Genomic DNA, 25,939 nt, shown 5'->3' with positions numbered 1-25,939 from the left:
TAATGCCAGATAGTTAGCAAGTTAACTAAATGGTTTACAGAGATTGGTGTGAACTAACTGATTGATACTTGAAAAACAGCGGGGTTTAAACTTCTTCACATGACTCTTTCGACCGGTATTTTTTCAAACCAATAATTGTAATGTCGTCTGTCTGTTCATGACCTTCAGACCAATTCGACCAAGCATTCTCAAAGTATTTCTTTTGCAGCGGCATGGATTCAACTTTGATCTTTTCCAGGAGCTCCCGGATTCGTTTGAAAGAGAACTTTTTGTTCCGGATCGATCCGAACTGTTTTTGGAAACCATCCGTAATCAAATAAAGCTGGTCACTGTCTGCAAGTGAAATCTGCCTGTTTTCATAAATCAATATTTCTGTTTCGCTTTCTTTTTTGGTAGACCGGTAGAGCATAAAATCTTCTTCGTGAATGTGAATCAGGGCAACTCCACTAGTTGCAAATTCAATGGAATCACCTTCAAAGACGGTCACTAATGCGTCCATCCCTTCTGTAGTCAGGGAATTGGCACCATGATGCAGTAATTTGTGTAGTTCATTATTCAGGCCGTTCAGAATTTCTGCCGGGTCATCAATTTTCCGTTCGATTACCAATTGATTCAGCAGGTTGATTCCAAGAATGGTCATGAAAGCCCCGGGAACACCGTGTCCTGTGCAATCCGCAAGAACAAGGATCAACTTGTCTCCGATGCGGTGTGTCCAGTAAAAGTCTCCGCTGACAATGTCTTTCGGTTTGAAGATCACAAAATAATCTTCAAAGTGACTCCCGATCTCGGAAGCCTTCGGAAGCAAACTGTATTGGATGCGTTTTGCCGAATTGATACTGGAAGTAATGTCCTTGTTTTGTTGTTCGATCAACAATTCATTGGCCCTTTTCTCCGTAATGTCTCTTGCCAAAGCTGTAAACCCGATAATCCTTTTCCGGGAACCGGGTTCAAATACGATGGATGCGTTTTGCCCCAGCCAGATAATTCGTCCTTCTTTCGTGCGGATCGGGAATTCCAGGTAGGTGTTTTGGATGCGGTTAATGATCTGATTACGGAAGAAATCCTTGACGATGTCCCGGTAGTCCGGGTGAACGATAGTAACAGAATCTTTTCCTACCAGGTTTTCATTCTTGTAGCCAAAAGTCCTGCTGCTCATTTCATTCAGATAGGTGAAGTTTCCATCGATATCTGTATTGAAGATCATATCATGTGCATTTTCTACCAGTGATTGATAATTGGTTGTCAGTGTCAGTTTTTCTGTCACATCTTGCCCCATGATGACCCGAACAGAGTCAGAGAAATATTTGCAGGACCACTCGATCCAAACAACTTCCCCTTTTTTGTTATACATAGGGACCAGGAATATTTTTCCGTCTGAAAATTCATTTCCCAGCGAAAACTCACGCATTTCGGCAGAGACAACAATTGGATTCAGAGTAGACAGGGATTTCCCGACGATCATATTTGAATCGATATGAAGTAAAGTTGACAGGTTTTTACTGCAGTAAGTAATAATGCCCTTTTGATCAAAAGAGATCGCCATCATGTTTCCCTTGTTCAAAATGTTACTGACGAAAAACAACTTCTCCAGGGAATCGTTTCTCAAATAGGTAACCATTACGGTCAGCGCAGAAGAAACACCGATCGTCAGAATAAACAGGACACTGTCGTAAACCGGGTTTTCAATCCAGATTAGCATCAGGACGGAAACAAAGATCTCCAGCAGGCATATAATTATGATTGAACGGATCGTGTTCAGCATATAAGGCAAAGCGCTGGAGATAAGCGTAATTGCAATGATTGGATAAGGATGTATATTGGTTATGAAGAGCAGATAGAAAAACTGCACGAACAATACCATAAGAGATAGGTACAAACTTAAATTATTGATCGTATCCAGACGATTTCTGCGCCCCGAAATCTTATGAATAAAATAACCGATAAGAAGAACCGAACTGGCGACCAGGTTAATGGTCATGTTACCGAGTCCCTTGTCTACGAAATAATGGATGATCAGCCCAACCAATGAATTGCTGATCGCACCGAACAATAGTAATTTGGGAACGAATCTCGCATCCAGTGAATTGTAACTTATCTCATAGAGATTGATCCGCATTCCGGTCCGTGTCCATTCCAGGTAACCGATATTTAATAATCCCAGGAATAAGATGATAATCACAATAAACCACTTGGATTGCCAGATAGGGTTGTGAATCAGGATGGGGTAGTTCGAGATTTCGGAAAAGTTGATTCCGTCAAAAGTTGATTTCACTTCCAATTGGTACGAACCATTTTCCAGCTCAGGCATTTTCATTTCACCAGAACTATTGAGTTTGATCCAAAATTTGTGGTATCCACTGATTTTATAATAGTATTCCAGCCCACTGTTTTTGGATAAAATGGTTTTGAAGGTTAGGTATTTTCCTTGATCTACATCGCGAATCACGCCGTTTTGGAACAGGCGGCCCTTAATGATGATCGGTTTTGGGGGGACGGGATAATTTTTTAAGATTTCAGTATTGATCAAAAATAAACCTTCGGATGTTCCGACAAATGATTTGTTTCCATCCTGGAAGACTGCCCGCATATTGGTTTCATACCCCATGAAACCATTCTTTTCATTGTAGTTTTTATGGTGGACAACTTTTCCCTCTTTGTTCATTTTGAGAATATGAATTCCCAAATTGGTCCCTAAAATCAGGTTTCCGAGCTTATCTGATGAAAGCGTATAGAACAGGTAAGAAGGGAGGAATTTCTTGTCATCGATCACTATCAGGCGATGTTCCCGGTCAATTCCGGCAATCCCGCGATCTAAAGTAAACCACAGATTTCCATACATATCCATGGTAGAGTTACCTGCATATGCCCCAATGATATTAAATCGTTTGAGCTTACTGATTCGGTTTGTGGCAAGGTCTAATTTTTCGATTCCTTCATTGGTGCCGAAATAAATGAACTTCCCGTCGGCAGATCTTTGTCCGCAGTAATAATAATCCGCGGATGAGTTCATTTTTAATTTTTGGGAGGTCCTAAGTTTTGGATCGTAAGAATAAAGGCCTTTTCCAACCGGTGCAAACCACAGTTTTTCTCCGTCCCAAATGGCAAATTTGATCTGTTCGCCTTTTTGATTGGGAATAGAAGTTGCCCTGATCGAGCCACTTTTTAATTCATAGATTCCGGTTTCAGCACAAATGATCGTACCCATCGGGCATTCTAAAATATGAGTCGCCCGAAAATTGATCTTCCGTTTGAAATCGCTAGAGTACAGTGGTCCGTAGTACAATTCATTTTTTCCGTTTCCCAACAGGAATTCATTGTTCCTGGTGCGGAAAATCCGAAGAATCAAATGATCCTCGAAAATGGGGTCGAGTTTCACTTTTGTGAATGGTTCTATGCTTATTTTGACGATCCCCTGTGATGTGTTTACCCAGTAATCTCCTGATTTATCAATGAAAAGATGGTAAATACCGCCAAGGTCCTGGTCGTAATTCCGTGCAATTCTTTTAAGGTTGCCATCTTGAATTGAAAACAACTGATTATCGGAATCGTTGAATAAAATGTGATTGTTTTTTGAATAAGCATTTTGGATTGGATTCAGTGAGAATTCAAACCCGGTTTCTTCTTTGGTTTGTCTGAAAACATGTCCATTGTTGGAAAAGTAATAAGTGTATTTGTTTTTCCCTTTTTCATCAAACAGAACCAGTTTTTTTTGATAATAGGAAGCCAGTTTGAAATCTACTTTGGGGGAGTTAAGCCACTTACTCAAAGGTGTTATTTCGGTTGAGCTGATGAAATAGGAATCTTTATCGGTGATCAAAATACTTCCGTAAGGGGTCTCCAGTAATTGAACGCATTTACTGATATACCTGGACAGATAGGATTTCTTTAAAAGCAGTTTGCCATTTAAATCCGTTACGATAATGGAATTATTTGTAATAATGGCAAGCTTATTCTGACATTTACCGATTCTGAGAGCAGAGCCTTCGAGGTTGGGGTTTATCTTATAAAATGTATGGATTCCGTTATTGTAATAATTTAGGATTCCTGCATAGAGGGTTGTAAAATAAATTTCCCCGTTTACAATCGAAATTCCGGTAACATGATAAGGTTGGTCGAGGCCTTTGGATCCGTGAATCGACTCGAAAGTAGTCCCGTTAAAGCGGACAATTCCATTTCCATCCGTCCCGATAAGCAAATGTCCGAGGTCATCCTGAGTAGTGGTAAGCGTGGTTGTTATTTTCAAACCATCCTGGTGACCGAATTTTTGAAATGTATACAGCTGAGCATTAAGCTGTTGGCTCAATACAAATACTGAGAGTAAGAAAATAACAATGCGTAGTTTCAAAGTTTCTTAAATGGTGGTTCAAAAGTAGTAATTCTGGGAGAATAAAATGATTTATGCTTTGATTTTTAATTCTTTAGCTACCATTCTTCCGGTTGTTTTCAATTCTTCCAGGTGCGGACCGTAAATGGTAACATGTCCCATTTTTCGAAAAGGTTTGGTTGTTTGTTTTCCGTAAAGATGAACACTCACTCCTTCCTGTGAAATGATTTTTTCCAGGTTTTCGTATTTGGCGGTTCCCTCAAAACCGGGTTCTCCAAGTAAATTGATCATGACACCGGGTGTGATCAGTTTTGTAGAACCCAAGGGTGCATTCACAATACTTCTCAGATGCTGTTCGAATTGAGAGGTGTAACAGCATTCGATTGTATGGTGTCCGCTATTGTGAGGTCTGGGTGCTATTTCGTTAATTAGGATCTCATTGTCTGCGGTCAGGAAAAGCTCCACTGCCAGGATTCCGACCATTTTTAGTGATTCGATGACATGGAGAGCAATCTCCCGGGCTTTTTTCTCTACTTCTGCGGAGATATCAGCCGGTGAGAACAGGAATTCGACCAGGTTTGCAACCGGGCTGAACTCGCATTCAACTGTTGGATATACGACACTTTCTCCCTGCTCATTTCGTGCAACGATCACCGCTAACTCTTTCGTGAAAGGAACCAGTTGTTCAACTACAAACGGGGTATCGGTCAAATTATCGAGGTCTGCAGCAGATCTCATGATCTGAACACCTTTTCCGTCATATCCGCCTTTGCGCCATTTCAACACGTATGGAAACGGGATGTTTTTGGAAATCAATTCTTCTTTCCCGCTTACCAAAGTGAAATCGGCAGTGGGAAGATTGTTTTCCCGATAAAATTCTTTTTGCAGGCCTTTATCCTGTACAATTGCTAATACGGCAGGTTGAGGGAACACTTTTACTCCCTTGTTTTCCAAAGTGTACAGCGCATCTACATTCACATGTTCTATTTCTACGGTAACAACATCCTTATCGCTTCCGAATTGGACAACCGTTTCGTAGTCCTGTAATGAACCGTGTTGAAAAGAAGTTGCCAGGTATCTGCATGGCGCATCTGAATCCGGATCCAGGCAATGGACATGAACATCATAATTAAGTGCTTCCTGGATAAACATGCGGCCCAATTGACCACCACCCAGCATTCCAACCTTATATGAGTTTCCGTTCCATTGTTTTTTCATGGGCACAAAGATAGTTGGTTTTGACCAACTATTTTTCCGTTAGATTCAACGAAATAATTCTGTTCAAGCTATTTCTTTGTGATTTAAGCCGATAATTCCCTTAAAAATCCTACTTTTGCCCTTAAAATTAGAGAACAAAGTGCTTCAGCTAAACGATAAAACATTTGAGATTTTTATCCGAAAAGAAAAAATTCAAGCAGAGATAGCCTCTTTAGCTGCAAGGTTGGAGCAGGATTACGCTGGAAAAGAAATCGTGTTTATTGCTGTTTTGAACGGAGCATTTATGTTTGCAGCTGATTTAATGAAATCCTTTCGTGCTCCTTGTGAAATTACCTTTGTAAAGGTAAGCAGTTACCAGGGAATGCATTCTTCCGGACGTGTTGATGAGGTTATCGGTTTGACCACATCTGTCAAAGACAAGCATGTTGTTATCCTGGAAGACATTGTTGATACGGGAATTACAATGGAAAAACTCTTTACTTTACTATCGGTGGAAAAGCCGGCAAGTTTGGAGATTGCAACCTTATTATTTAAGCCTGAAGCATTTAAAGGAACACATACCCCAACATATATTGGTTTTTCAATCCCTGACAAATTCGTAGTAGGCTATGGCCTGGATTACGATGAATTAGGGCGGAATACCGAACACATTTATCAACTAAAGGGGTAAAATCCCATTAAAAGAAAAACGTATGTTGAACATCGTACTATTTGGCCCTCCTGGAGCAGGGAAAGGAACACAATCGGAAAGATTGATTGGAAAATACAATCTGGTGCATTTGTCAACAGGAGATATTTTCCGTGCAAACATCAAGGGTGAAACCGAATTGGGTTTGTTGGCAAAAAGTTATATGGATCAGGGAAATTTAGTACCGGATGAGGTTACAATCAACATGTTGAAAAGTGAAGTGTTAAAGCATGAAAATGCAAAGGGCTTTATCTTTGACGGATTCCCGAGAACAAACGCTCAGGCACAGGCACTGGATGCTTTTTTAAGTTCTATCGGTACGGAAATTACTATGATGGTTGGTTTGGAAGTGAAAGAAGAAGAGCTTCGCGAGCGTCTGAAGAAACGTGCAGAGGTAAGTGGAAGACCGGATGATGCAGATCCGGAAGTGATCCAAAACCGGATTAATGTTTACAAAAACGAAACAGCACCGGTAAAAGATTACTACGAAAAACAAGATAAATACATTGCGGTAGATGGTATAGGAAGTATCGATGATATTTCAGACAGGCTGTATGCTGCAATAGATAATAATTAATACAGGAACAACATTAAACGTTAACCGCATTCGAACAGAGTGCGGTTTTCAAGTCTAATGAAGTTTCGTTTTAAGAAGGTTTAAATAGTTTAACAGTTCAAAACCTGAACTCTCTGAACTATTTTGGAACTTTGTTCGAACAGGTTGGTACTATTGCCTGGTGCCTGTTCACTAAATAACTAATAAATATGGCATCTGATAACTTCGTTGATTATGTAAAAATTCATTGTACTTCCGGGAACGGAGGTGGTGGTTCAGCACATTTTCGACGCGAAAAGTATATCCCGCAGGGAGGTCCGGATGGAGGTGATGGAGGACGTGGTGGTCATATTATACTTCGCGGAAATAAGCAATTGTGGACCTTACTCCATTTGAAGTTTCAAAAACACCTGAAAGCCGGTCATGGAGAACATGGTTCCGGTCAATTGCAAAAAGGATCCCAGGGAGAAGATAAATACATTGAAGTTCCTCTTGGAACCTTAGCAAAAGATGCTGAGACCGGAGAAGTGCTCTTTGAAATTACGGAAGACGGAGAGGAAAAAATCCTGGTTCCGGGCGGACGGGGAGGTTTAGGAAACGATCATTTCAAATCGTCGACCTACCAGACACCTCGTTTTGCGCAACCCGGAGAACCCGGAAAAGAAAGCTGGATGGTTCTGGAAATGAAGATCCTTGCGGATATCGGTTTGGTTGGAAAACCAAATGCAGGAAAAAGCACCCTGCTTTCCGTATTATCTTCAGCCAAACCGGAAATCGGAGATTATCCTTTTACAACTCTTCGCCCCAATTTGGGGATTGTGAAATACCGCGATTACCGTTCGTTTGTAATGGCTGATATTCCCGGAATTATTGAAGGAGCTCACGAAGGAAAGGGATTGGGCTTGCGATTTTTGCGTCACATTGAACGCAATTCCTGTTTGCTCTTCATGATTCCTGCGGATGCAGACGATATTCATGCGGAATATAAACTTCTGCTGAACGAGTTGAAACAATACAACCCGGAATTACTGCATAAAGAACGTTTGCTGGCAATTTCAAAATCAGACATGCTGGATGATGAATTGAAAGAGGCGATTAGTAAAGATTTACCGAAAATACCGTATGTCTTTATATCTTCTGTTGCCCAGCAAGGATTAACGGAATTGAAGGATCTGATCTGGAAGCATTTGAATCATGTTTGAATACCTGGAATCCATTGACAGAAGCATTGTCCTGACAGTGAACGGCTGGAATACGCCGTTCCTGGATCAGTTTTTCTGGATTGTTACAAAAACAATCACCTGGATTCCTTTTTATTTAGCCATTTTCTATCTCATCTGGAAAAATTATGGTTTAAAGACGACCTTCATTTTCCTGGGAATGACTTTGCTGATGGTTGCAATTGTAGATAGTTCGACGACTTTTTTCTTTAAGGATACCGTGATGCGTTATCGCCCATCTCACAATCTTTTAATGGAAAAACAACTGCATTATTTTGTGAAGAATAATGGTGACCTGTATGTGGGCGGGAAATACGGATTTTTCTCATCACATGCTTCCAATAATGCTGCATTAGCCCTCCTGAGCTGGTTCTTTTTACGCAGGTTCTATCCGCGTTTGAAGTGGATCTTAATCGCTTGTGTTGCATTGATCGGCTTAAGCCGGATCTATTTAACGGTCCATTATTTATCCGACGTACTCTGCGGCGTGATTTGGGGAATACTTTGGGCTTTTGTATTTTGGAAGCTGTATCAGCGGTTTTTCACCAGAAAGTTAGAGTCGGAATGAATACTTTGTATGTTTTTTTAGGCGGGGGAATCGGAGCGATCATGCGCTTCGGGTTGACACATCTGATCCATAAATTTCCGAAATCAGTTTTTCCTATAGCAACCTTGGCTTCCAATCTGATTGCGTCTTTATTGGTTGGTATGTTCCTGGTGCTGATGATGAAAATCAAGCCGGCAAATGCGGAATCCTTTCAGGCATTCTGGATCATCGGGATCTGTGGCGGATTCAGTACCTTTTCGACTTTTGCAAAGGAAAACCTGGAACTCATGGAACGGGGCCAGTGGCTGATCGCTGTTCTGAATATTTTGATTTCCGTTGCCTTCTGTATTTTGATGGTTTACTTTGGAAGAAAATTACTTGCCTGATTTGGATTAAATGGTATTACCAACCTTTGAAGTCACAACTCAATTCCAAACACACAAATATCATCCACCTGTTCCAATTCCGCTTTCCATTTGGTAAAGGTATCCCTCAAAAAGACCTGCTGTTCTTTTTCCGATTTCTTACTTGTATTGAGAAGTAATTCCTTGAGTTTACTGTATTTGAATTTTTTGCCTTTTTCACCACCGAACTGATCTGCATATCCATCCGTGAAGAGGTAAAGCCAGTCACCGGTTTGGTAGGGCAACACATGCGTTTGAAAGGTATTTGTCCGAATCCCGTTTCCTACAGGCATTTTGTCGTAGGTTAATTCGATCACCTCTTCATCCCGCACAATCACAGGGCCGTTGTTTGCTCCTGCGTAACGGATCTCGCGGCTTACCAGATCCATAGCAAGGATAATTCCGTCCATTCCATCAAAATGCTTGTCCTGGTCGAGGTTTTCAATCAGGCGATTCCGTACGAAATCAAGGATCATCCCGGGGTCAGTCAGTTGTTTTTCCGCGATTGCTTCGGTTAGAAAATTAATGTTCAGCAAGCTCATAAATGCTCCCGGAACTCCGTGTCCTGTGCAGTCGCAAACGGCAAGGAAGAAGTGTGATTTGGTTCTTATTGCCCAGTAAAAATCCCCGGAGACAATGTCTTTAGGAAGAAAGAGCACAAAGTATTTATTTAAATTGGCCTGTAATAAGTGATCATGTGCCAGGAGTGTATATTGGATCCGCTTCGCATAATTGATACTGCTCAGGATCTCTTGCTGTTTTTCTTCAATGATCCGGTTCTTTAAAGCGAGTAATTGATAGGTTTTGTGTTTTCTTCTGTTGGATCTCCAAAGTACGATACCAATTGCAATAAACAGGATCCCTGAAAATGCAAATGCCCAGATCAGGGATTGTTTCCGTTCGAGTTCACTTTTATTCAGAGCATTTGTTTTGCTCAACAATTGAATTTCGGCATCTTTTTTTTCAGTTTTGTACTGCTCTTCAATTGCGAGTAATTGCTGGTTGCTTGTCTCGTTGAAAACCTTGTCTTTATAGCGCAGATGCATTTTCAGAGCACTCAGTGATTCTTCAAATTGTTTATTTTTCTCATATGCAGCGGACAAAGATTTGCAGAGATCCGAGATATTGTGATTCGCCTTGTCCAGAAGCGCCAGGTCAAGTGCAGTTTTATAGGCTGGGATCGCTTCATTGTACTTCTGTTTGTACATCAACTGGTCTCCAATTTCCATGTAATACCCCAGTTTAGCATAGTTGTTATTGCTGAGTCGGATGTTTTCTTCAGCCTCTCCGAGTATCTTTTCAGCCTTATCAAGTTGCTTTAACTTACGGTAATTCGTTGCAATATTTACGCGTATTATGCCGCTGGCGAGGTGATTGTTGAGCGAATCAAACTGTTTTAATGCTTTGAAATTCCATCTGTTGGAAGAGCGGTAATCAAAAGCGCTGGAGTAATAATTTCCCAATCCGGTGGCACCGACAGCCATGGTCATCGGATTCTTAAGTTTAACTCCGATCTGGTAGCATTTCCGAAAGCTTTCCTCCTGTTTTTTTGAAACTTTCAAACCTAAATAGGTATTCCCCATCAGGCTGTAAGTACTGCCTAATAAATGACAAAGAGGAATACGTTTGAGCCGTTTTTCAGCAATGATCTCGTATTTCAGCGCTAGTGAATATTCACCTGTTCCATTGGATTTGTTGCCGATAAAGATAGCTGTTTCAGCCACTTTTTTATGATTGTCCGTTGGTGCTATAAGGCTATAAAGTCGCTCGGCCCTGGCAATTAGCGAATCTGCTTCATCAGTATCTGCTCTTAGTTTTTCCAAATACGAATTTACAAGGTTTGTGTCAGTTGGAGTTTGTTTGATTTTCCATAATAGGGTATGGTAACCTGGAGATTGTGAAAAGCAGGGTACGCTGATCCAAATAAGTAATATTCCAAGTGATAATAGTTTCAAGTTATTCGAATTCGGTACTAAGTAAAGATAAGCTTTCTAATTGATTAAGCAACAGGAATCAATTGTTGAATACGTTCCTCCAGTTCAGCACGTTTTTCTTCAAACTTTGACAAATCTACAGACTTCATTTTTTGCTTCAGGCGAATTTCCCTGAACTGTCGGGCATACTCATAACTCAAGCGCCACAATACCGGGATCAGGAAATAATACAAAATCCCCAGTGACCAATGAGGAAGGTACCATTTAGTAATTAGAACGATTATAGGAATATTATAAAGAGAACCGAAGATCTTAGCCATCATCATTTTTACGGACCCCCAAAATACTTTGCGTTTCATGATCTTTTCCGTTATCTTCTTGGCGATGATATAAGGAATGAAACCATGGATAAATCCTGCAATGGCAAAGGGCCACATCAGGATTAAATAGAGCCAGTTGTTTAGAGTGCTTACTAGCCCGGGATCTTTCTTTGCAGCTACAAAACGATCTTCAACCTTCATTCTTTTTTCCAGATTGAAATAAGCATCGAGGTCTTTTTGTAGCGCCAGGATCTCTGTACTTTCGCCCGTAACATGCTGATTGATCCAGCTTGCTAAATTCTTCGCGTATTGCCAGCGTTTTAATAAGGGAATACGGTCATCGTGATTTGCATGATTGATCCCTTTCCGGGTAATCTGCATAATTCCTTCCAGGAGGGAATAACGTGCAGGATCGGCAACATAGACAATGCACTCCTGCATGTTTTTTTCAACGATCCGGGTTACTTCATTGATTACCCTGCTTGGATTTGCCAAATAAGATTCTTTGTAATCATTCAGGCAGATTTTCGGGCCACTATCCAAGACAAACTCAGAATTGATCGTGTTTCTGTCTGAATAAGTGATCCCTATTCCGGAAATGTAAATCTTTTTACTCCAGTTAATAGCTTCCAGTGCGCCAAAGCCCATTCGGATAGGGCCTTTTTTCACGGGCTTCAGTCCCCTGATCGGGGTGTCATCTGTGAAGCCTTCCCCAAAGATCAGGATATTGCGGCCTTTTCCAAGAGATGAATTGACCTTATCGAAAACATCCGAGTTCTTCCCTTTCGTGTCTTTTCCATCCTGCTGACGGTAAATAGGAAGCATATGTGATGCCCAGAGAATAGGTTTTAACCACCATACAAACACATCCGAACGCGTCATGAAATGTACAATCGGGCGGTTCATCGATCCGATCAGAATCGGGTCCATGAATGAATTCGGATGATTGCTAACGTAGACCGTGCTGCCGAATAACTCTTTGTGCTTGTTTAATATGAGGAAACGTTTGTAAAAGAGTCTGAATGAAATATTTAAAGAGATTTTAAGCAATAAATAAAACGGACGCATAGTAACTGTACTTTTTTACAAAATTAGCAATACTTAAAAATTAGCATTTATTCTTCCGGTTTTGTTTCTGTTGGGGCAGGGTTTAGCTTCTCGTCCTGCTTGAATTCTTTGTTCATGTTCCTTTTGTGTCCGAATATAAATCCAAGACGGATCTCGTGGGAAGTATTCCCAAACTTCTCGGTAACTCCGCTTCCGAATTCAAAACAATAAGAAACATTGAAACGCGACAATAAGTTGATCCCGAAACCAACCCCGATTGCTGACTGTCTTCTGTATGAAAGACTTAGCCAGCCTAAACGCTGGTAATGTAAGCGCATAGCGACATCGTAGCTTACCGGAGCATGTTTTACTGATCTGAACTGGACGATCGGTTCCAAACCGTAGTTTTTACCTATGTCAAAGCGGTAACTTGCCAGCATAAAAAGATGCGGCTGGAAAGTGCTTTCCGTTGTGACATCACTCAGTCGCATTTTATTGTTGAATATCTGGCTTCCACTGAGACTAACCAGTAGGCGGTCATTATAAACAACCAGGCCTGCCTGGGCGTCCAGGTAGTTTTGTGAAGCAGCAATTCCAATGTAATTGGCATATGCTTTGTCATTCGCTGTTCCAAGAGTCACTTTGGAATTATCAATTCCAAAATTCGACCACCCGATACCAATACCGATCCCGGCACTCAGTTTTTGGGATAAAGGAATATGAACACCTATGTTTCCTTTGACACTTGTTCGTGTAAAAGGACCGATAATATCATTAATGAAAGTCAAACCTGCTACCTGCTTGTAAGCAACCGTTCTTTGCGGTGTACTGTAAAAAGTCTGTCCGATCGAAGAAAGTTCGCTTAACAGTGCTTTCGATTTGCGTTTCTTAAAGCGTACCATGCTTTGAATTCCTGCAAAGGTGGTCATCGGTCTTCCGTCAATGCCTGCATATTGCATGCGGTTTCCGAGCACAACTTCAGCAACGTTCATGAGACCTCCTGCGGCAGGGTTGATCAAAAATGGTGAAGATGCTGTTTGTGTGAATTGAATATCCTGTTGTCCGAATGTTAATCCTACAACTGAAATAAATACGATAGATACTAATTTTTTCATGAGTAACAGGGATTAACGAATAATACTGATTGATCCTTTAATTGCTTCAAAATCACCATTCGATGAAACGATTTCGTAGAAGTAAGTCCCGAGCGGAAGATCATCTCCTTTAAAAGTTCCGTCCCAGGGTTCGGCATAACCGACAGATTCGAAAACTTTAGATCCCCAACGATTAATAACAATGACCTTACAGTCAGGATAAGATTCATACAGGTTCGGAATTACGAACAGGTCGTTATCTCCATCGTGGTTTGGTGTAAAGACAGTCGGAATGTCAAACGTAGTTTCGCCGCACGAATTTAAGTGGATCCGCAGGGTGTCCTGTGTGGGGCCGCAAAAATCGTGAACAAGCCTGTAAATGAGAACCAATTCCCCGGCAGAAGCTCCTGTAAGCTGGGTATTTGCATTGTATTTGTTTGTCAGAGTACCCGAACCTGCGAGCTCAATCCAATAGGTTGTCTGATCATTTCCTGCCTGGTTTCCATGTAAACTAACCGGCAACTGATTTAAACAAAGCGTTGTGTCATTTGTGAGGACCTGTGCTGTTATGGGTGCATAAATAATGCTGCTGTCTACCGTACTCGGACATCCATTGGCAGAAATAGTCCAGTAAAGAGTATGGTATCCGTCCGGTATAGAAAGTATGGTTGCTACCGGAGCGTGGATGTTATTGAAAGTAAGAGCAGCATCGCTGGACCAGGTTCCCTGCGCTCCGGTTCCGGGATTATTTCCCTGGATAAGGAAGCTGGTTGTTGCACAGGCATACATGGAATCCTGCAGAACAGCCTGGGGTGGCGGCATATTCACCACAATACGCACGGTATCTCTTCTCGATCCGCAGGTTGGAGATGTTACAAGCCATTCGAAGGTGTTGTTGCCTAAAGATAAATTCTGAACAGTCGTCTGAGTTGCATTCGGGTTGCTGATCGCTCCTCCTCCGCTTAACATACTCCATGAACCGGTTCCTGACTGGATTGCCTGCGCTTCAATAGTTGTTGTATAAGTATCACACAGGTAGATCAGGCTGTTTGGAATAAATGCCGTATCCGGATACTGAATAACCTCAACGGTAAAAGAACAGTTGTTGGTATTTCCCGAAGAATCTTCGATCTGGTAAGTTTGTGTTGTTGTACCGATCGGGAAAATATCTCCGGATGAAAGTCCTGATAAATCGGTTTGCGAAATAGTGAAAAAACAATTATCGGTTCCGATCGGGTTGGTATAGGTAACAAGCGGGTTACATGTTGAGATATTCCCCGGACAAGTTACAAAAGGGATCTGGGTTTCAATGATCGTATAGCTGGTAGTACAAGAAGAACTATTTCCTGCCAGGTCAGTTGCTGTGATAGTTACCACATGTGTTCCCGCAACCAGGTTTGTTCCGGCAGCAGGCAGCTGAGTCAGGGAATATCCCGTACAATTATCAGTTACTGTTGCCAATGCGGTGATATCAGTCATTGGTGCGTTACAGGAAACCCCGTTATTTACAGTTTGTGCCGGTGGACAAGTAATTGTCGGGTCAACAGATTCAATCGGAATGGTTTGGGTAACACAGGTACCGATATTTCCCGAAGTGTCAGTATAGGAAATAACGATTCCAACCGGGTTTGCAATCACTGTTCCCGGAAGGGGATTCTGAGAAAAGGTAAGTATATTGGATGGTGCACAATTGTCAACTGCGCTGTGAGTTCCCGCAAGATTCGGAACAGTCATGGAGCATGTTCCTGTAACAGCCAGGTTTGTTGTGCCTAAACAGGTAACAGCCGGAGCCAGTGTGTCAATTGCTTCGATAAAAATCGAACAGCTTCCGATATTTCCATTCAGGTCAGTTGCCGTCATTAAAACTGTAATGCTGTCTGAAAACAAAAGCGTTGCAGGAGTGTTTTGTGCCAATACAAGCAGGTTGCTCGCCGTACAATTGTCTGTTGCCGATACCAGGGGAACCAGGTTTCCGACCAGTGCCAAACACTGATTATTAACAGGAACAGTAATTGACGAAGGACAAGTGATCACAGGTAAAGTTCCGTCCTGGACAGTTAAGCTGAATTGACAAACCTGGGTATTTCCTTCCTGGTCCATTGCCTCGATAGTTACTGTGTTTATACCGATCGGTAAGGTGTTGCCCACAGCCGGGCTCTGATTTAACAGGAATACAGTAGAGCAGTTGTCAGTGACAGTTGCCTGGGATGTAAAGCTGGCAATATCATAGGTACAGCCATTGTTTGTAGAAACGGTCTGGTTGGCCGGGCAGCTTACCTGGGGCGAAATGGTATCATAAAACAGTACGTGTGTAAAGCAGCTCCCGGAATTTCCTGCCAGGTCGGTTACAGTAACAAATACATTTTGTGTAGCGTTTATCGTAGCTCCGGCAGGTGGCATTTGACTAAAAACCAGGGATGCAGCAGGCGTACAAGCTTCTATTACCGTCACTGCCGGGATCAGATTCGGAACGATTGCACTGCAGGCAGCGGAAGCATAAACAGAATCAAGACCGGGACAAGCCGGTTTGGGCACAACCGTATCCAATACCGTCAGCAGGAAGTTACAACTGGAAGTGTTTCCCGAAGGATCCACTGCCTGGATGGTAATGGTTGTATTGGTACTTACAACTGTTCCCGGAGCAGGATTCTGGATGGTGGAAACGATCCCACATCCGTCGTTTACTGTTGCAAGAGCGCCATAATTGATCAGGGTCAAAGCACATAATTCATCCGTATAATCGGTAGCCGGTGAAGGACAGGTGATCGTTGGCGGAGTGACATCATTCGATGTTCCCTGGATTCTGAAGTTGTCAATTGCCGGAGCTTTATTCCCGATGTTCGTATTATTATACGTAAACCTGAAACCAAGCCAGAAGACCGTATTGTCGTAAGCTCCCGGAAGCAATTGGCTAAAGCCGGAATAAGTTGCATTTGCAAATAGTTGGGTGGAAACAGGAATCCATGTTGCTCCGAAATCCGAACTGTGAACCAATTCCAAATAGTCCGAACCGTTTTCACCTTCAACCTGTATGTCGGCCAGAACAGTCATGGCGCTGAAACAACTTGCATTGACTTCTCGGTAAACGATTGCGGTTTGTGTTCCTGCAGCAGCATTTGCATAGCCGTAATGCGTAATTCCCGTTGGTGTACAATCATTGGTAGTTCCTCCGGGTGTGATATACAAAGCAGAGCTTCCCCCATTGTTTGTACACGAACCCTGGATCCATTGATTTGGTCCGGAAGTACTTACCGTATTCCAGGAGAAAGTTCCTTCGAAATTATCGGTTATGAAAGTGGTTTGAGCAAGTACCTGTGAACTCCATTGGGTAAAAATGGCGAACACAAAGATGAGTATCGATTTATTCATAATGTGTATTGGAAGAAGATCAAAACTAACAGAAAATTCAATAAAAATGAGTGAAAATAGTTCAAATGAAGGAATAGTTTTCAACGATGTTTAATAATCGTTAGATTTGCAAACAAAATTGACGGAAATGGTTGGGATTATCATGGGCAGCACTTCAGACCTGCCAATTATGCAGGATGCAGCAGATATTTTAAAAGAGTTTGGAATAGCTTATGAGTTAACCATCGTTTCTGCACACAGAACACCGGAGCGCATGTTCGAATATGCCAAAACCGCAGCCTCAAGAGGAATCCAGGTAATCATTGCCGGGGCGGGGGGAGCAGCGCATCTTCCGGGAATGACAGCAAGTTTAACACCACTTCCCGTTGTAGGTGTTCCGATCAAATCGAGCAACTCAATTGATGGCTGGGACAGTTTACTTTCCATCGTACAGATGCCGAACGGGATCCCGGTTGCAACTGTTGCAATCAACGGGGCGAAGAATGCGGGAATTTTAGCCGCAAAGATCCTTGGGGCAACTAATCCTGAAATCCAGCAAAAGCTTAGTGCTTACATGGAATCGATGAAAGAAACGGTATTGGAAGGCGCAAAGAAGGTGGAGCAATCGGGTAGATAATTCTTAATTCCGAATTCCGAATTACGTCCCGATAGCTATCGGGATACGAATGAATGGAATCTGAGATAAACTTGCAATTGTTGGCTTATTAAGGCTAATATTGACACGAGCCTGAGGCTCGCGCCAGCAAAGTGTAAGATTGCTTCCACAGTCGCTACGGTCAAGGTTTCCAATACTGACGCTTTGGTCAGGGCTTTCAGCACTGAAGTTTCGCAGTTTGAAACTACTTCGCTCTTTTGAGCTTCGTAGTTTGAAAGGTGGGGTATCTGCGCTTTACCTATGCTTTACCTATACTTAATCCATACTTTACCTATACCTGGAATATAGAGTAAGGGGCAGGTAAAATCTTTACGAGCAGTAAGCAGCATTAAGAATAAATATTGCTCACATGTGTGTATTAATGTGAAAAAGTGATTATATTTGAGGAATCTAAAATGCTATTCATTCAAATGAAACCATTCATTCATTCACTTATACTATTCACCCTCCTTGTTTTTACGACCGGTTTTTCGATTGGTCAGGAAATTTGCAACAACAACATGGATGATGATGGAGATCGGTTAATTGATTTGTATGATATAGAAGATTGTCCGTGTACTCGTACAGATACATTCAAGATTTCACTGATTCCAAATCCTTCGTTTGAAAACACAAATTGTATTCCTACCGATTATAGCCAGTTAAATTGTGCAGAAGGTTGGGAACAAGCAACTTTGGCAACGACTGATCTTTTCTCTACCAACGGATATATCTCTAATCTGGTAAGTTTACCAATTCCTGATGGGACCAATTGTGTAGCGACTATTTTTCATTGGGATTGGATGGAATACCTTGGAACCTGTTTAAACGGACCTTTATTAGCAGGTCAATCTTATTTATTAGAATTCAATGTTGCCGCAAATGTAGCACTTCCATTATCAGAAATAGAAACACCTCCTATTTCCCTTAATCTGGTAATATTTGGAAAAACCAGTTGTAATCCATTTCCGCTTCAAACTTATGACTGTCCTGAAAGTTTTGGTTGGAAAGAACTTGGAAGGATGAGGTATACAATGCAGGAGTCATGGGGTACATCCTATTTGTTTTTTACACCTCAAGAAGATATTTATTCTATTATGCTTGGAGGTCAATGTGGTTATGTTGATGTTGAACAACACACTGCATTAAACGGAGGGCAAGCTTACATTTTCTGGGACAACCTTCAATTGAATCTTGCAGACGACGAAATCATCTACTATGTCCCCAACACCTTCACTCCCAATGGAGACGAACACAACAATGTTTTCAATCCTGTTTTTGTTTGTGGCTACGATCCTTTGGAATACCGTTTTGATGTCTATAATCGTTGGGGAGAGATCGTATTTACTTCTCAAGATGCCGGAACGGGCTGGGATGGAACCTACAACGGCTTGCCTGCCAAAGAAGGTGTTTTCGGATGGAAATTGGAATATAAAGCTGCCAATACAAGCGAAAAGAAGGTTTTGACGGGGCATGCAAATCTCTTAAGGTAAATTGCAAGTAAATTACTTCGGCATTAATTTTAACGACTTGATTAAAAGTTAGTTGTGTTCTTATTTTTTTTGCTGTTCAACAAAAAGTTGTATATTTTAGGTCTTAAATCTCCACACCATGAAAACACTTCTCTTTTTATTTATTTCCTGCTTTAGCTTGAAAATGAGTTATGCACAACCAAGTAATGCACAGATCTACGATTTCGATATCGGGGATGTGTTCCAGGTAAATTCTATGGGATCATACCCAGGTCCGCCAATCCCTTTGATCCAAACGGATACGGTAATCGCTAAGTATTATTCGAATGGGATGGATACGCTGTATTATGTCATCAACAGGCTGGACTATGTACAGGGATTTATGCAAACCCCCTCTTTTTATGATTATTATATTGATACACTGGTTGTTACCAATTTAAATGCACCGGCAGCACATTTCACTTCTACCAGTTGCCTTCCTGTAACTGATACATTACTCGTGTCTGCCTGCGGAGTTACATACGAGAGGTTGCATTCAAATCACGATACTTCCTGTTTTGAACCGCAAATATGGTATTCCGATCTGTACCTGGGTCTTGGCGGCCCTTATTATTACAGATTTGATCCTACTGCACCGATCCAGGGTGGGGATTGGTTTTCAAAAACACTGATATATTATCATTCTGCTCAGCACGGAGAATGTGGCGTTTTCCAATCTGTTGCATCGTTGGATGATCTCTCTTTGGATTTTGAAGTGAAAGTTTTTCCCATTCCTGCATCAAAAGAGATTCGGATAGAAAGTGCTTTTCCACTCACTGCTTATCGTATTTATTCGTTTAATGGTGCGGAAACCATGCAGAAAGGGATGATCGGTTCGGATGGAAGTATAGATATATCTTCGTTGCACCCAGGGGTTTACTTCCTTGAAATGAGTAGTTCTGACAGCATGAAAACCGCCCGGTTCATCAAACAAGATTAGTTAGGGTCATTTGTTCTTGAGGCAAAAGCTTGCTTTGTACCACTCAAGACAGGTAATTGCAATGCGGCATTAAAATTTGTATTATCAAAAACAGCTTTTTCTTCTCTTCAGGAAGGAGAGGCATATTTCATTTCCTGTTGGGAGGACAAAAAGTAGCAGCTGCGGTTATCTGTAAATTATGTACTTCTGGTAGGTGATCACGAACGATCAAATTCCGGCCTTCCGCGTTTATTTGATCTCTTTTGTCACGTCGTGCTTTGGCTGTGATCAATTGTGTTATCCCCGAAAAACTACATTTTCACTGTAATTTTCATTTGGCGAACTATTTTTTTTGAAATCAGGGGCTTACCCTTGCTCTATCCGCTCAGTAAGGGTTCCAGCGGGTATATTCCATCATTTTCACTGATTTTCATGCCAAAGCCTACCTGAAACAATTTCCGAAAAATTGTTACCCCGAACTTAGCTCTACCTTCGCGGGGAAATAGTTTCAACCACTGTCACATTCTTGTTTGAGACAAAAACATACATTATGAAAAGAAAAGTACTTTTTCCATTATTCGGAAAAAAAGAGTTCCCAGCAGGACTAAAAATGTTTTTACTCCTGCTCGCGGTATTTCTATGGAGCGGAAACACCTTCTCCCAAAACTGGGATCAAATTATTAAAACGGTCGCGTCCGACAGGGCTTCCGGTGAGCGCCTAGGAGCTTCCGTAGCTATTTCGGGGGATTATGCAATTGTTGGTGCTCCCAATGACGGCTCGGGATCTGCCTATATTTTCCAGAAAAGCGGTGCAAACTGGATACAGATGCAAAAAATAGTTGCTTCAGACGGCAATTCCGATGATCATTTTGGGGTCAGCGTAGCAATTTCCGGCGACTATGCAGTTGTCGGGGCTGTTTATGATAATGAAAACGCGGTAAATGCAAGTCCTTTATCGGATGCCGGTTCTGCTTATGTTTTTAAACGAACAGGCGCAAGCTGGGCAGAGGAACAGAAAATCGTTGCTTCGGACAGACAGACGGGGGATTACTTTGGAATATCAGTAGCGATTTCCGGTGACTACGTTGTTGTGGGAGCTTTATTACAGGATTTAAATGCTTCAGGCGCGCTTGGAATTTCAGCTGCAGGAGCTGCTTATATTTATAAAAGAACGCTCACAACCTGGGCACAAGAGCAGAAAATTGTTGCTTCAGCCAGGAACGCCGGTGATAATTTCGGTCACGCAGTAGCCATTTCTGGAGATTATGTAGTTGTTGGTGCTATTAACGAAGACCAGGATGCTGCAGAAATCAATACACTTACGGATGCAGGATCTGCTTATGTCTTTTTCAGAACGGGTACAAGCTGGGCACAGCAACAGAAAATTGTTGCTTCAGACAGAGGTACTCTTGACGCATTCGGCTGGTCTGTATCCATTTCCGGCGCCGATCTGATAATCGGAGCTCAAAACGAAGATGAAGATGCGGCAGGTGGAAACTTAGCCTCTAGCGCAGGATCTGCCTATGTTTTTACAAGAACAGGTACGACCTGGGCACAGCAACAGAAAATCGTTGCTTCAGACAGAGCTGCAAACGATAACTTTGCTAATTCCGTATCTATATCGGGAGACTATGCCATTGTGGGTACTCAATACGAAGATGAGAATTCATCAGGAGGTGCTACACTTTCCAGTTCAGGATCGGCTTATGTTTTTAGCAGAGCAGGAACTATCTGGACACAGAGCAATAAAATTGTGGCTTCCGACAGAGCGGCAGACGATAATTTCGGTAAATCAGTAGCCATTTCAGGAGATTATGCAATTGTTGGCGCTCCTTACGAAGATGAAGATGCTGCCGGAGCAAATACACTTGGGGATGCAGGTTCCGTTTATATTTTCAAAAGTTGCGGAACTATTACCGGAACCACTTCTGTTACTAACAATACCTGCAACGGCGGGGCAAACGGAACCATTAACCTTACACCTTCCGGCGGAACACCCGGTTATACTTTTAGCTGGGTAGGCGGAGCCACAACGGAAGACAGAACAGGACTCGCTGCGGGAACTTACACGGTGACTATCAGAGATGCCAACGGATGTCCGGGAACAGTTTCCGGAATAACGATCACCCAACCAGCAACGGGTATTTTGTTAACCGCCAATTCCCAAACAAACATTGCATGTTTCGGAGGCAATACAGGTTCTGCAACGGTAAATGCTGCAAGTAACGGTGTTGCGCCTTATACTTATGACTGGACACCGGGAACTCCAACAGGTGATGGTACAACTACCGCATCGGGACTTACTGCCGGAACATGGACATGTACGGTAAGCGACAACATCGGTTGTACGGCTGCGGTAAACTTTAATATTACTCAAGTAGCTGCTATTGTAGTTACTCCAAATACACAAACCAACGTAAGCTGCTTCGGCGGATCAAACGGTGCGGCTGCTATCAATACACCAACAGGTGGATTAGGCGGTTATTCGTATAACTGGGCACCAGGAAATCCAAGCGGAGACGGAACGGTTTCCGTAACAGGACTCACTGCTCAAACGTATACATGTACTGTAACAGACGGTTTAGGTTGTTCAAAAACTCAGACATTTAATCTTACTGCACCTCCAATTCTTAACGGAACTACCGTTGTAACGAACGTTGCCTGTAACGGAGGAACAAACGGAGCTATCAACCTTACATCTTCCGGCGGAGCCGGGGGGTATACTTATAACTGGGGCGGTGGAATCACTACCGAAGACCGCACGGGTCTTGCTGCAGGTACTTATGCTGTAATCATTACTGATGCAAATGCATGTACCCGCAACGTTACCGGTATTACCGTAACACAACCTACAGCAGCAGTTTCAGGAACAACAGTTGTAACGAATGTTTCTTGCAACAGTGGAACAAGTGGAGCAATTAACCTTACTCCTACCGGCGGAACAGGACCATATACTTTCAATTGGGCCAGCGGACCGACAACAGAAGACCGTGTAGGTATAGCTGCAGGCACTTACTCCGTTACAATCACTGACGTGAATGCTTGTACGGGAACGGTTTCAGGAATAACAGTTACACAACCAACATCAATTTCCGGTTCTACTGTAGTAACGAACGTTTCCTGCAACGGAGGTACAAACGGAGCGATCAACCTCACAGCTTCAGGTGGAGCCGGAGGCTATACTTATAACTGGGGTGGCGGAATCACGACAGAAGACCGCACGGGCCTTGCCGCAGGTACGTATGCTGTAATCATTACCGATGCCAACGGGTGTACGCGTAATGTGACCGGTATTACCGTAACACAACCTACAGCAGCAGTAAGCGGAACAACAGTTGTAACGAATGTTTCTTGTAACCCTGGAACCAACGGAGCCATTAACCTTACTCCTACGGGAGGAACAGGACCATATACATTCAATTGGGCCAGCGGACCAACAACAGAAGACAGAACGGGTCTTGCCGCGGGAACTTACTCAGTGACAATCACAGATGCAAACGGATGTACCGGAGCAGTTTCCGGAATAACGGTAACTCAACCGACAGCTATCTCCGTAACTGCTTCATCCCAAACAAATGTAGCTTGTAACGGTGGTTCGAATGGAGCCGCTGCTATCAATACCCCAACGGGCGGTACTCCGGGTTATACCTATGACTGGACACCAGGAACTCCTACCGGTGACGGATCCACTACCGTAACAGGATTGACAGCTGGAACATGGACATGTACTGTAACAGATGCAAACGGATGTGTTGCTTCACGAATTTTTACAGTAACCCAACCAACGGCTCTTTCGGTAACAGCTGCTACACAAACAAACATTGCTTGTAATGGCGGTGCAACAGGTGCTGCTGCGATCAATACACCAACAGGCGGTACTCCGGGTTACACATATAACTGGACACCGGGTAACCCGACAGGTGACGGAACAGTTTCCGTAACAGGACTTACTGCAGGAACATGGACTGTAAACGTAACAGATGCAAACGGATGTGTTGCTTCACAAAGTTTTACAGTGACTCAAGCAACAGCTCTTTCAGTAACAGCTGCTTCACAAACAAACATTGCCTGTAACGGCGATGCAACAGGTGCTGCTGCTATCAACACACCAACAGGTGGGACTCCGGGCTACACTTACGACTGGACTCCGGGAACACCAACAGGTGACGGAACAGTTTCCGTAACAGGACTTACTGCAGGAACATGGACTGTAAACGTAACAGACGCAAACGGATGTGTTGCTTCACAAATTTTTACAGTGACCCAACCAACGGCTCTTTCGGTTACAGCTGCTACACAAACAAATGTTTCTTGTAACGGCGGTGCAACAGGTGCTGCTGCGATCAATACACCAACGGGTGGAACTCTAGGCTACACATATGACTGGGCTCCGGGAACACCAACAGGTGACGGCACAGTTTCCGTAACAGGACTTACTGCCGGAACGTGGAATGTAAACGTAACAGATGCAAACGGATGTGTTGCTTCACAAAGTTTTACCGTGACCCAACCAACTGCTCTTTCGGTAACGGCTGCTACACAAACTAACATTGCTTGTAACGGCGGTGCAACAGGTGCTGCTGCGATCAATACACCAAGCGGTGGAACTCCGGGTTACACATACAACTGGACACCGGGAACACCAACAGGTGACGGAACAGTTTCCGTAACAGGACTTACTGCCGGAACATGGACTGTAAACGTAACAGATGCAAACGGATGTGTTGCTTCACAAAGTTTTACAGTGACTGAGCCTACAGCTCTTTCGGTTACAGCTGCTACACAAACAAACATTGCTTGTAACGGCGGTGCAACAGGTGCTGCTGCGATCAATACACCAACAGGCGGTACTCCGGGTTATACTTACGACTGGGCTCCGGGAACACCAACAGGTGACGGGACAACTGCTATTACGGGTCTGACTGCAGGGACTTACACTGTAACGGCAACAGATGCAAACGGATGTGCTGCTTCACAAAGTTTTACAGTGACAGAACCACCGGCTCTTTCGGTAACAGCTGCTACACAAACAAACATTGCCTGTAACGGCGATGCAACAGGTGCTGCTGCTATCAACACCCCAACAGGTGGAACTCCGGGTTACACTTACGACTGGGATCCGGGAACTCCAACAGGTGACGGAACCACGTCTATAACTGGCCTTAATGCTGGAACATGGACTTGTAATGTAATGGACGCGAATGGTTGTAATGCATCTCAATCATTTACGATTACACAACCTGCTGCAATTACAAATACACTTATTGTAACTTCTTGTGACAGTTATACTTTGAATGGAACGACATACAGTTTTTCAGGAACGTATACACAAGTATTGACAAGTGTATCAGGTTGCGACAGTACGCTTACATTGAACTTGACGATTAATTATTCTACAACTGAAACGTTAAACGCAACTTCATGTAGCTCTTATACCTTAAATGGTACAACATACACCACTTCCGGAACATACACTCAACTATTGACGAATGCTGCAGGATGTGACAGTACGATTACATTGAACTTGATTATCAACCAACCAACTTCGGCATCACTGACGGAGTCGGCTTGTGATAGTTATACTTTGAATGGAACGACATATACGACTTCCGGAACATACACTCAACTATTTACGAATGCTGCAGGATGTGATAGTACACTTACCTTGATTTTGACAATCAATATGTCTACTGTATCAACATTAACAGAAACAGGTTGTGATTCATACTCATTGAACGGATCAACTTATACTACAAGTGGTGTTTATACACAGGTAATTGGGAACGCCGCAGGATGCGACAGTACAATCACGTTAAACTTGACAATTAACAATTCAAGTACTTCAACACTTGTTAATGCAGCTTGTGAAAGTTATACCCTAAACGGTCAAACTTATACTGCAAGTGGTACATACACACAAACACTGACTAATTCTATGGGATGTGACAGCATTATCACACTGAATTTGATCATCAATTCAGCGGATGCAGACACCACTTTAGTAATGGCATGTGATTCCTATGTTTGGAACGGACAAACGTTCACGACAAGTGGCTTTTACACTGTAGCGTTTACCAATGCAAATGGCTGTGACAGTATTGAGAACCTGGATTTAACGATTGTTACGACTCCGGTAGCCGGAATTACATCTTTG

Annotated in this window: 15 protein-coding genes; 9 read left to right on the top strand and 6 right to left on the bottom strand. The window is 42.7% G+C overall.

Annotated elements, in window-relative coordinates; translation table 11 throughout:
• Positions 1-85 precede the first annotated feature (85 nt).
• A complete protein-coding gene (locus tag K0S23_RS10450) occupies positions 86-4,345 on the bottom strand; it encodes a PAS domain S-box protein (protein ID WP_300356922.1) in 4,260 nt (1,419 codons plus the stop codon).
• Positions 4,346-4,396: 51 nt separating this feature from the next.
• Entirely contained in the window at positions 4,397-5,542 is a 1,146-nt protein-coding gene (locus K0S23_RS10445) for a 5-(carboxyamino)imidazole ribonucleotide synthase (RefSeq protein WP_300356920.1), read from the bottom strand.
• Between the two features lie 115 nt (positions 5,543-5,657).
• Between K0S23_RS10445 and hpt the strand changes: the two genes are divergently transcribed.
• From hpt to crcB, 5 genes are all read left to right on the top strand, one after another.
• Positions 5,658-6,212, top strand: coding sequence for a hypoxanthine phosphoribosyltransferase (gene hpt / locus K0S23_RS18550; protein WP_366944305.1), 555 nt, complete (start codon positions 5,658-5,660; stop codon positions 6,210-6,212).
• Positions 6,213-6,234: 22 nt separating this feature from the next.
• Entirely contained in the window at positions 6,235-6,807 is a 573-nt protein-coding gene (locus tag K0S23_RS18545; protein WP_366944304.1) for an adenylate kinase, read from the top strand.
• Positions 6,808-6,995: 188 nt separating this feature from the next.
• Positions 6,996-7,988, top strand: coding sequence for a GTPase ObgE (gene obgE / locus K0S23_RS10435; RefSeq protein WP_300356918.1), 993 nt, complete (start codon positions 6,996-6,998; stop codon positions 7,986-7,988).
• Positions 7,981-8,574, top strand: coding sequence for a phosphatase PAP2 family protein (locus K0S23_RS10430; RefSeq protein ID WP_300356916.1), 594 nt, complete (start codon positions 7,981-7,983; stop codon positions 8,572-8,574). The genes obgE and K0S23_RS10430 overlap by 8 nt, the downstream gene beginning before the upstream one ends.
• Positions 8,571-8,939, top strand: coding sequence for a fluoride efflux transporter CrcB (gene crcB, locus K0S23_RS10425; RefSeq protein WP_300356914.1), 369 nt, complete (start codon positions 8,571-8,573; stop codon positions 8,937-8,939). Before K0S23_RS10430 ends, crcB begins: the two co-directional genes overlap by 4 nt.
• A gap of 32 nt (positions 8,940-8,971) precedes the next feature.
• Here the strand turns inward: crcB and K0S23_RS10420 are convergent, their stop codons facing one another.
• The 4 genes from K0S23_RS10420 to K0S23_RS10405 all read right to left on the bottom strand — a co-directional run bounded on the left by K0S23_RS10420 (position 8,972) and on the right by K0S23_RS10405 (position 16,721).
• Positions 8,972-10,780 (bottom strand): SpoIIE family protein phosphatase, encoded by a 1,809-nt coding sequence (locus K0S23_RS10420; protein ID WP_300356912.1) that lies wholly within the window; start codon positions 10,778-10,780, stop codon positions 8,972-8,974.
• A 176-nt stretch (positions 10,781-10,956) separates the two neighbouring features.
• Positions 10,957-12,279 (bottom strand): 1-acyl-sn-glycerol-3-phosphate acyltransferase, encoded by a 1,323-nt coding sequence (locus K0S23_RS10415; protein WP_300356910.1) that lies wholly within the window; start codon positions 12,277-12,279, stop codon positions 10,957-10,959.
• 47 nt (positions 12,280-12,326) lie between these two features.
• Positions 12,327-13,373 (bottom strand): type IX secretion system membrane protein PorP/SprF, encoded by a 1,047-nt coding sequence (locus K0S23_RS10410; RefSeq protein ID WP_300356908.1) that lies wholly within the window; start codon positions 13,371-13,373, stop codon positions 12,327-12,329.
• Between the two features lie 12 nt (positions 13,374-13,385).
• Entirely contained in the window at positions 13,386-16,721 is a 3,336-nt protein-coding gene (locus tag K0S23_RS10405; RefSeq protein WP_300356906.1) for an HYR domain-containing protein, read from the bottom strand.
• A gap of 127 nt (positions 16,722-16,848) precedes the next feature.
• Between K0S23_RS10405 and purE the strand changes: the two genes are divergently transcribed.
• From purE to K0S23_RS10385, 4 genes are all read left to right on the top strand, one after another.
• Positions 16,849-17,337, top strand: coding sequence for a 5-(carboxyamino)imidazole ribonucleotide mutase (purE, locus tag K0S23_RS10400; RefSeq protein WP_300356904.1), 489 nt, complete (start codon positions 16,849-16,851; stop codon positions 17,335-17,337).
• A 449-nt stretch (positions 17,338-17,786) separates the two neighbouring features.
• Entirely contained in the window at positions 17,787-18,848 is a 1,062-nt protein-coding gene (locus K0S23_RS10395) for a gliding motility-associated C-terminal domain-containing protein (RefSeq protein ID WP_300356902.1), read from the top strand.
• Positions 18,849-18,966: 118 nt separating this feature from the next.
• Positions 18,967-19,806, top strand: coding sequence for a T9SS type A sorting domain-containing protein (locus K0S23_RS10390; protein ID WP_300356900.1), 840 nt, complete (start codon positions 18,967-18,969; stop codon positions 19,804-19,806).
• A 529-nt stretch (positions 19,807-20,335) separates the two neighbouring features.
• Positions 20,336-25,939, top strand: a 5,604-nt coding sequence (locus K0S23_RS10385) for a hypothetical protein (protein ID WP_300356898.1), incomplete at its 3' end; no start/stop codon positions are given.

The sequence above is a fragment of the Fluviicola sp. genome, from assembly GCF_029266855.1.
Classification (GTDB): domain Bacteria; phylum Bacteroidota; class Bacteroidia; order Flavobacteriales_D; family Crocinitomicaceae; genus Fluviicola.
Note: the sequence above shows the minus strand (reverse complement) of the source record. Positions and strands in the feature narration are given on the sequence as shown.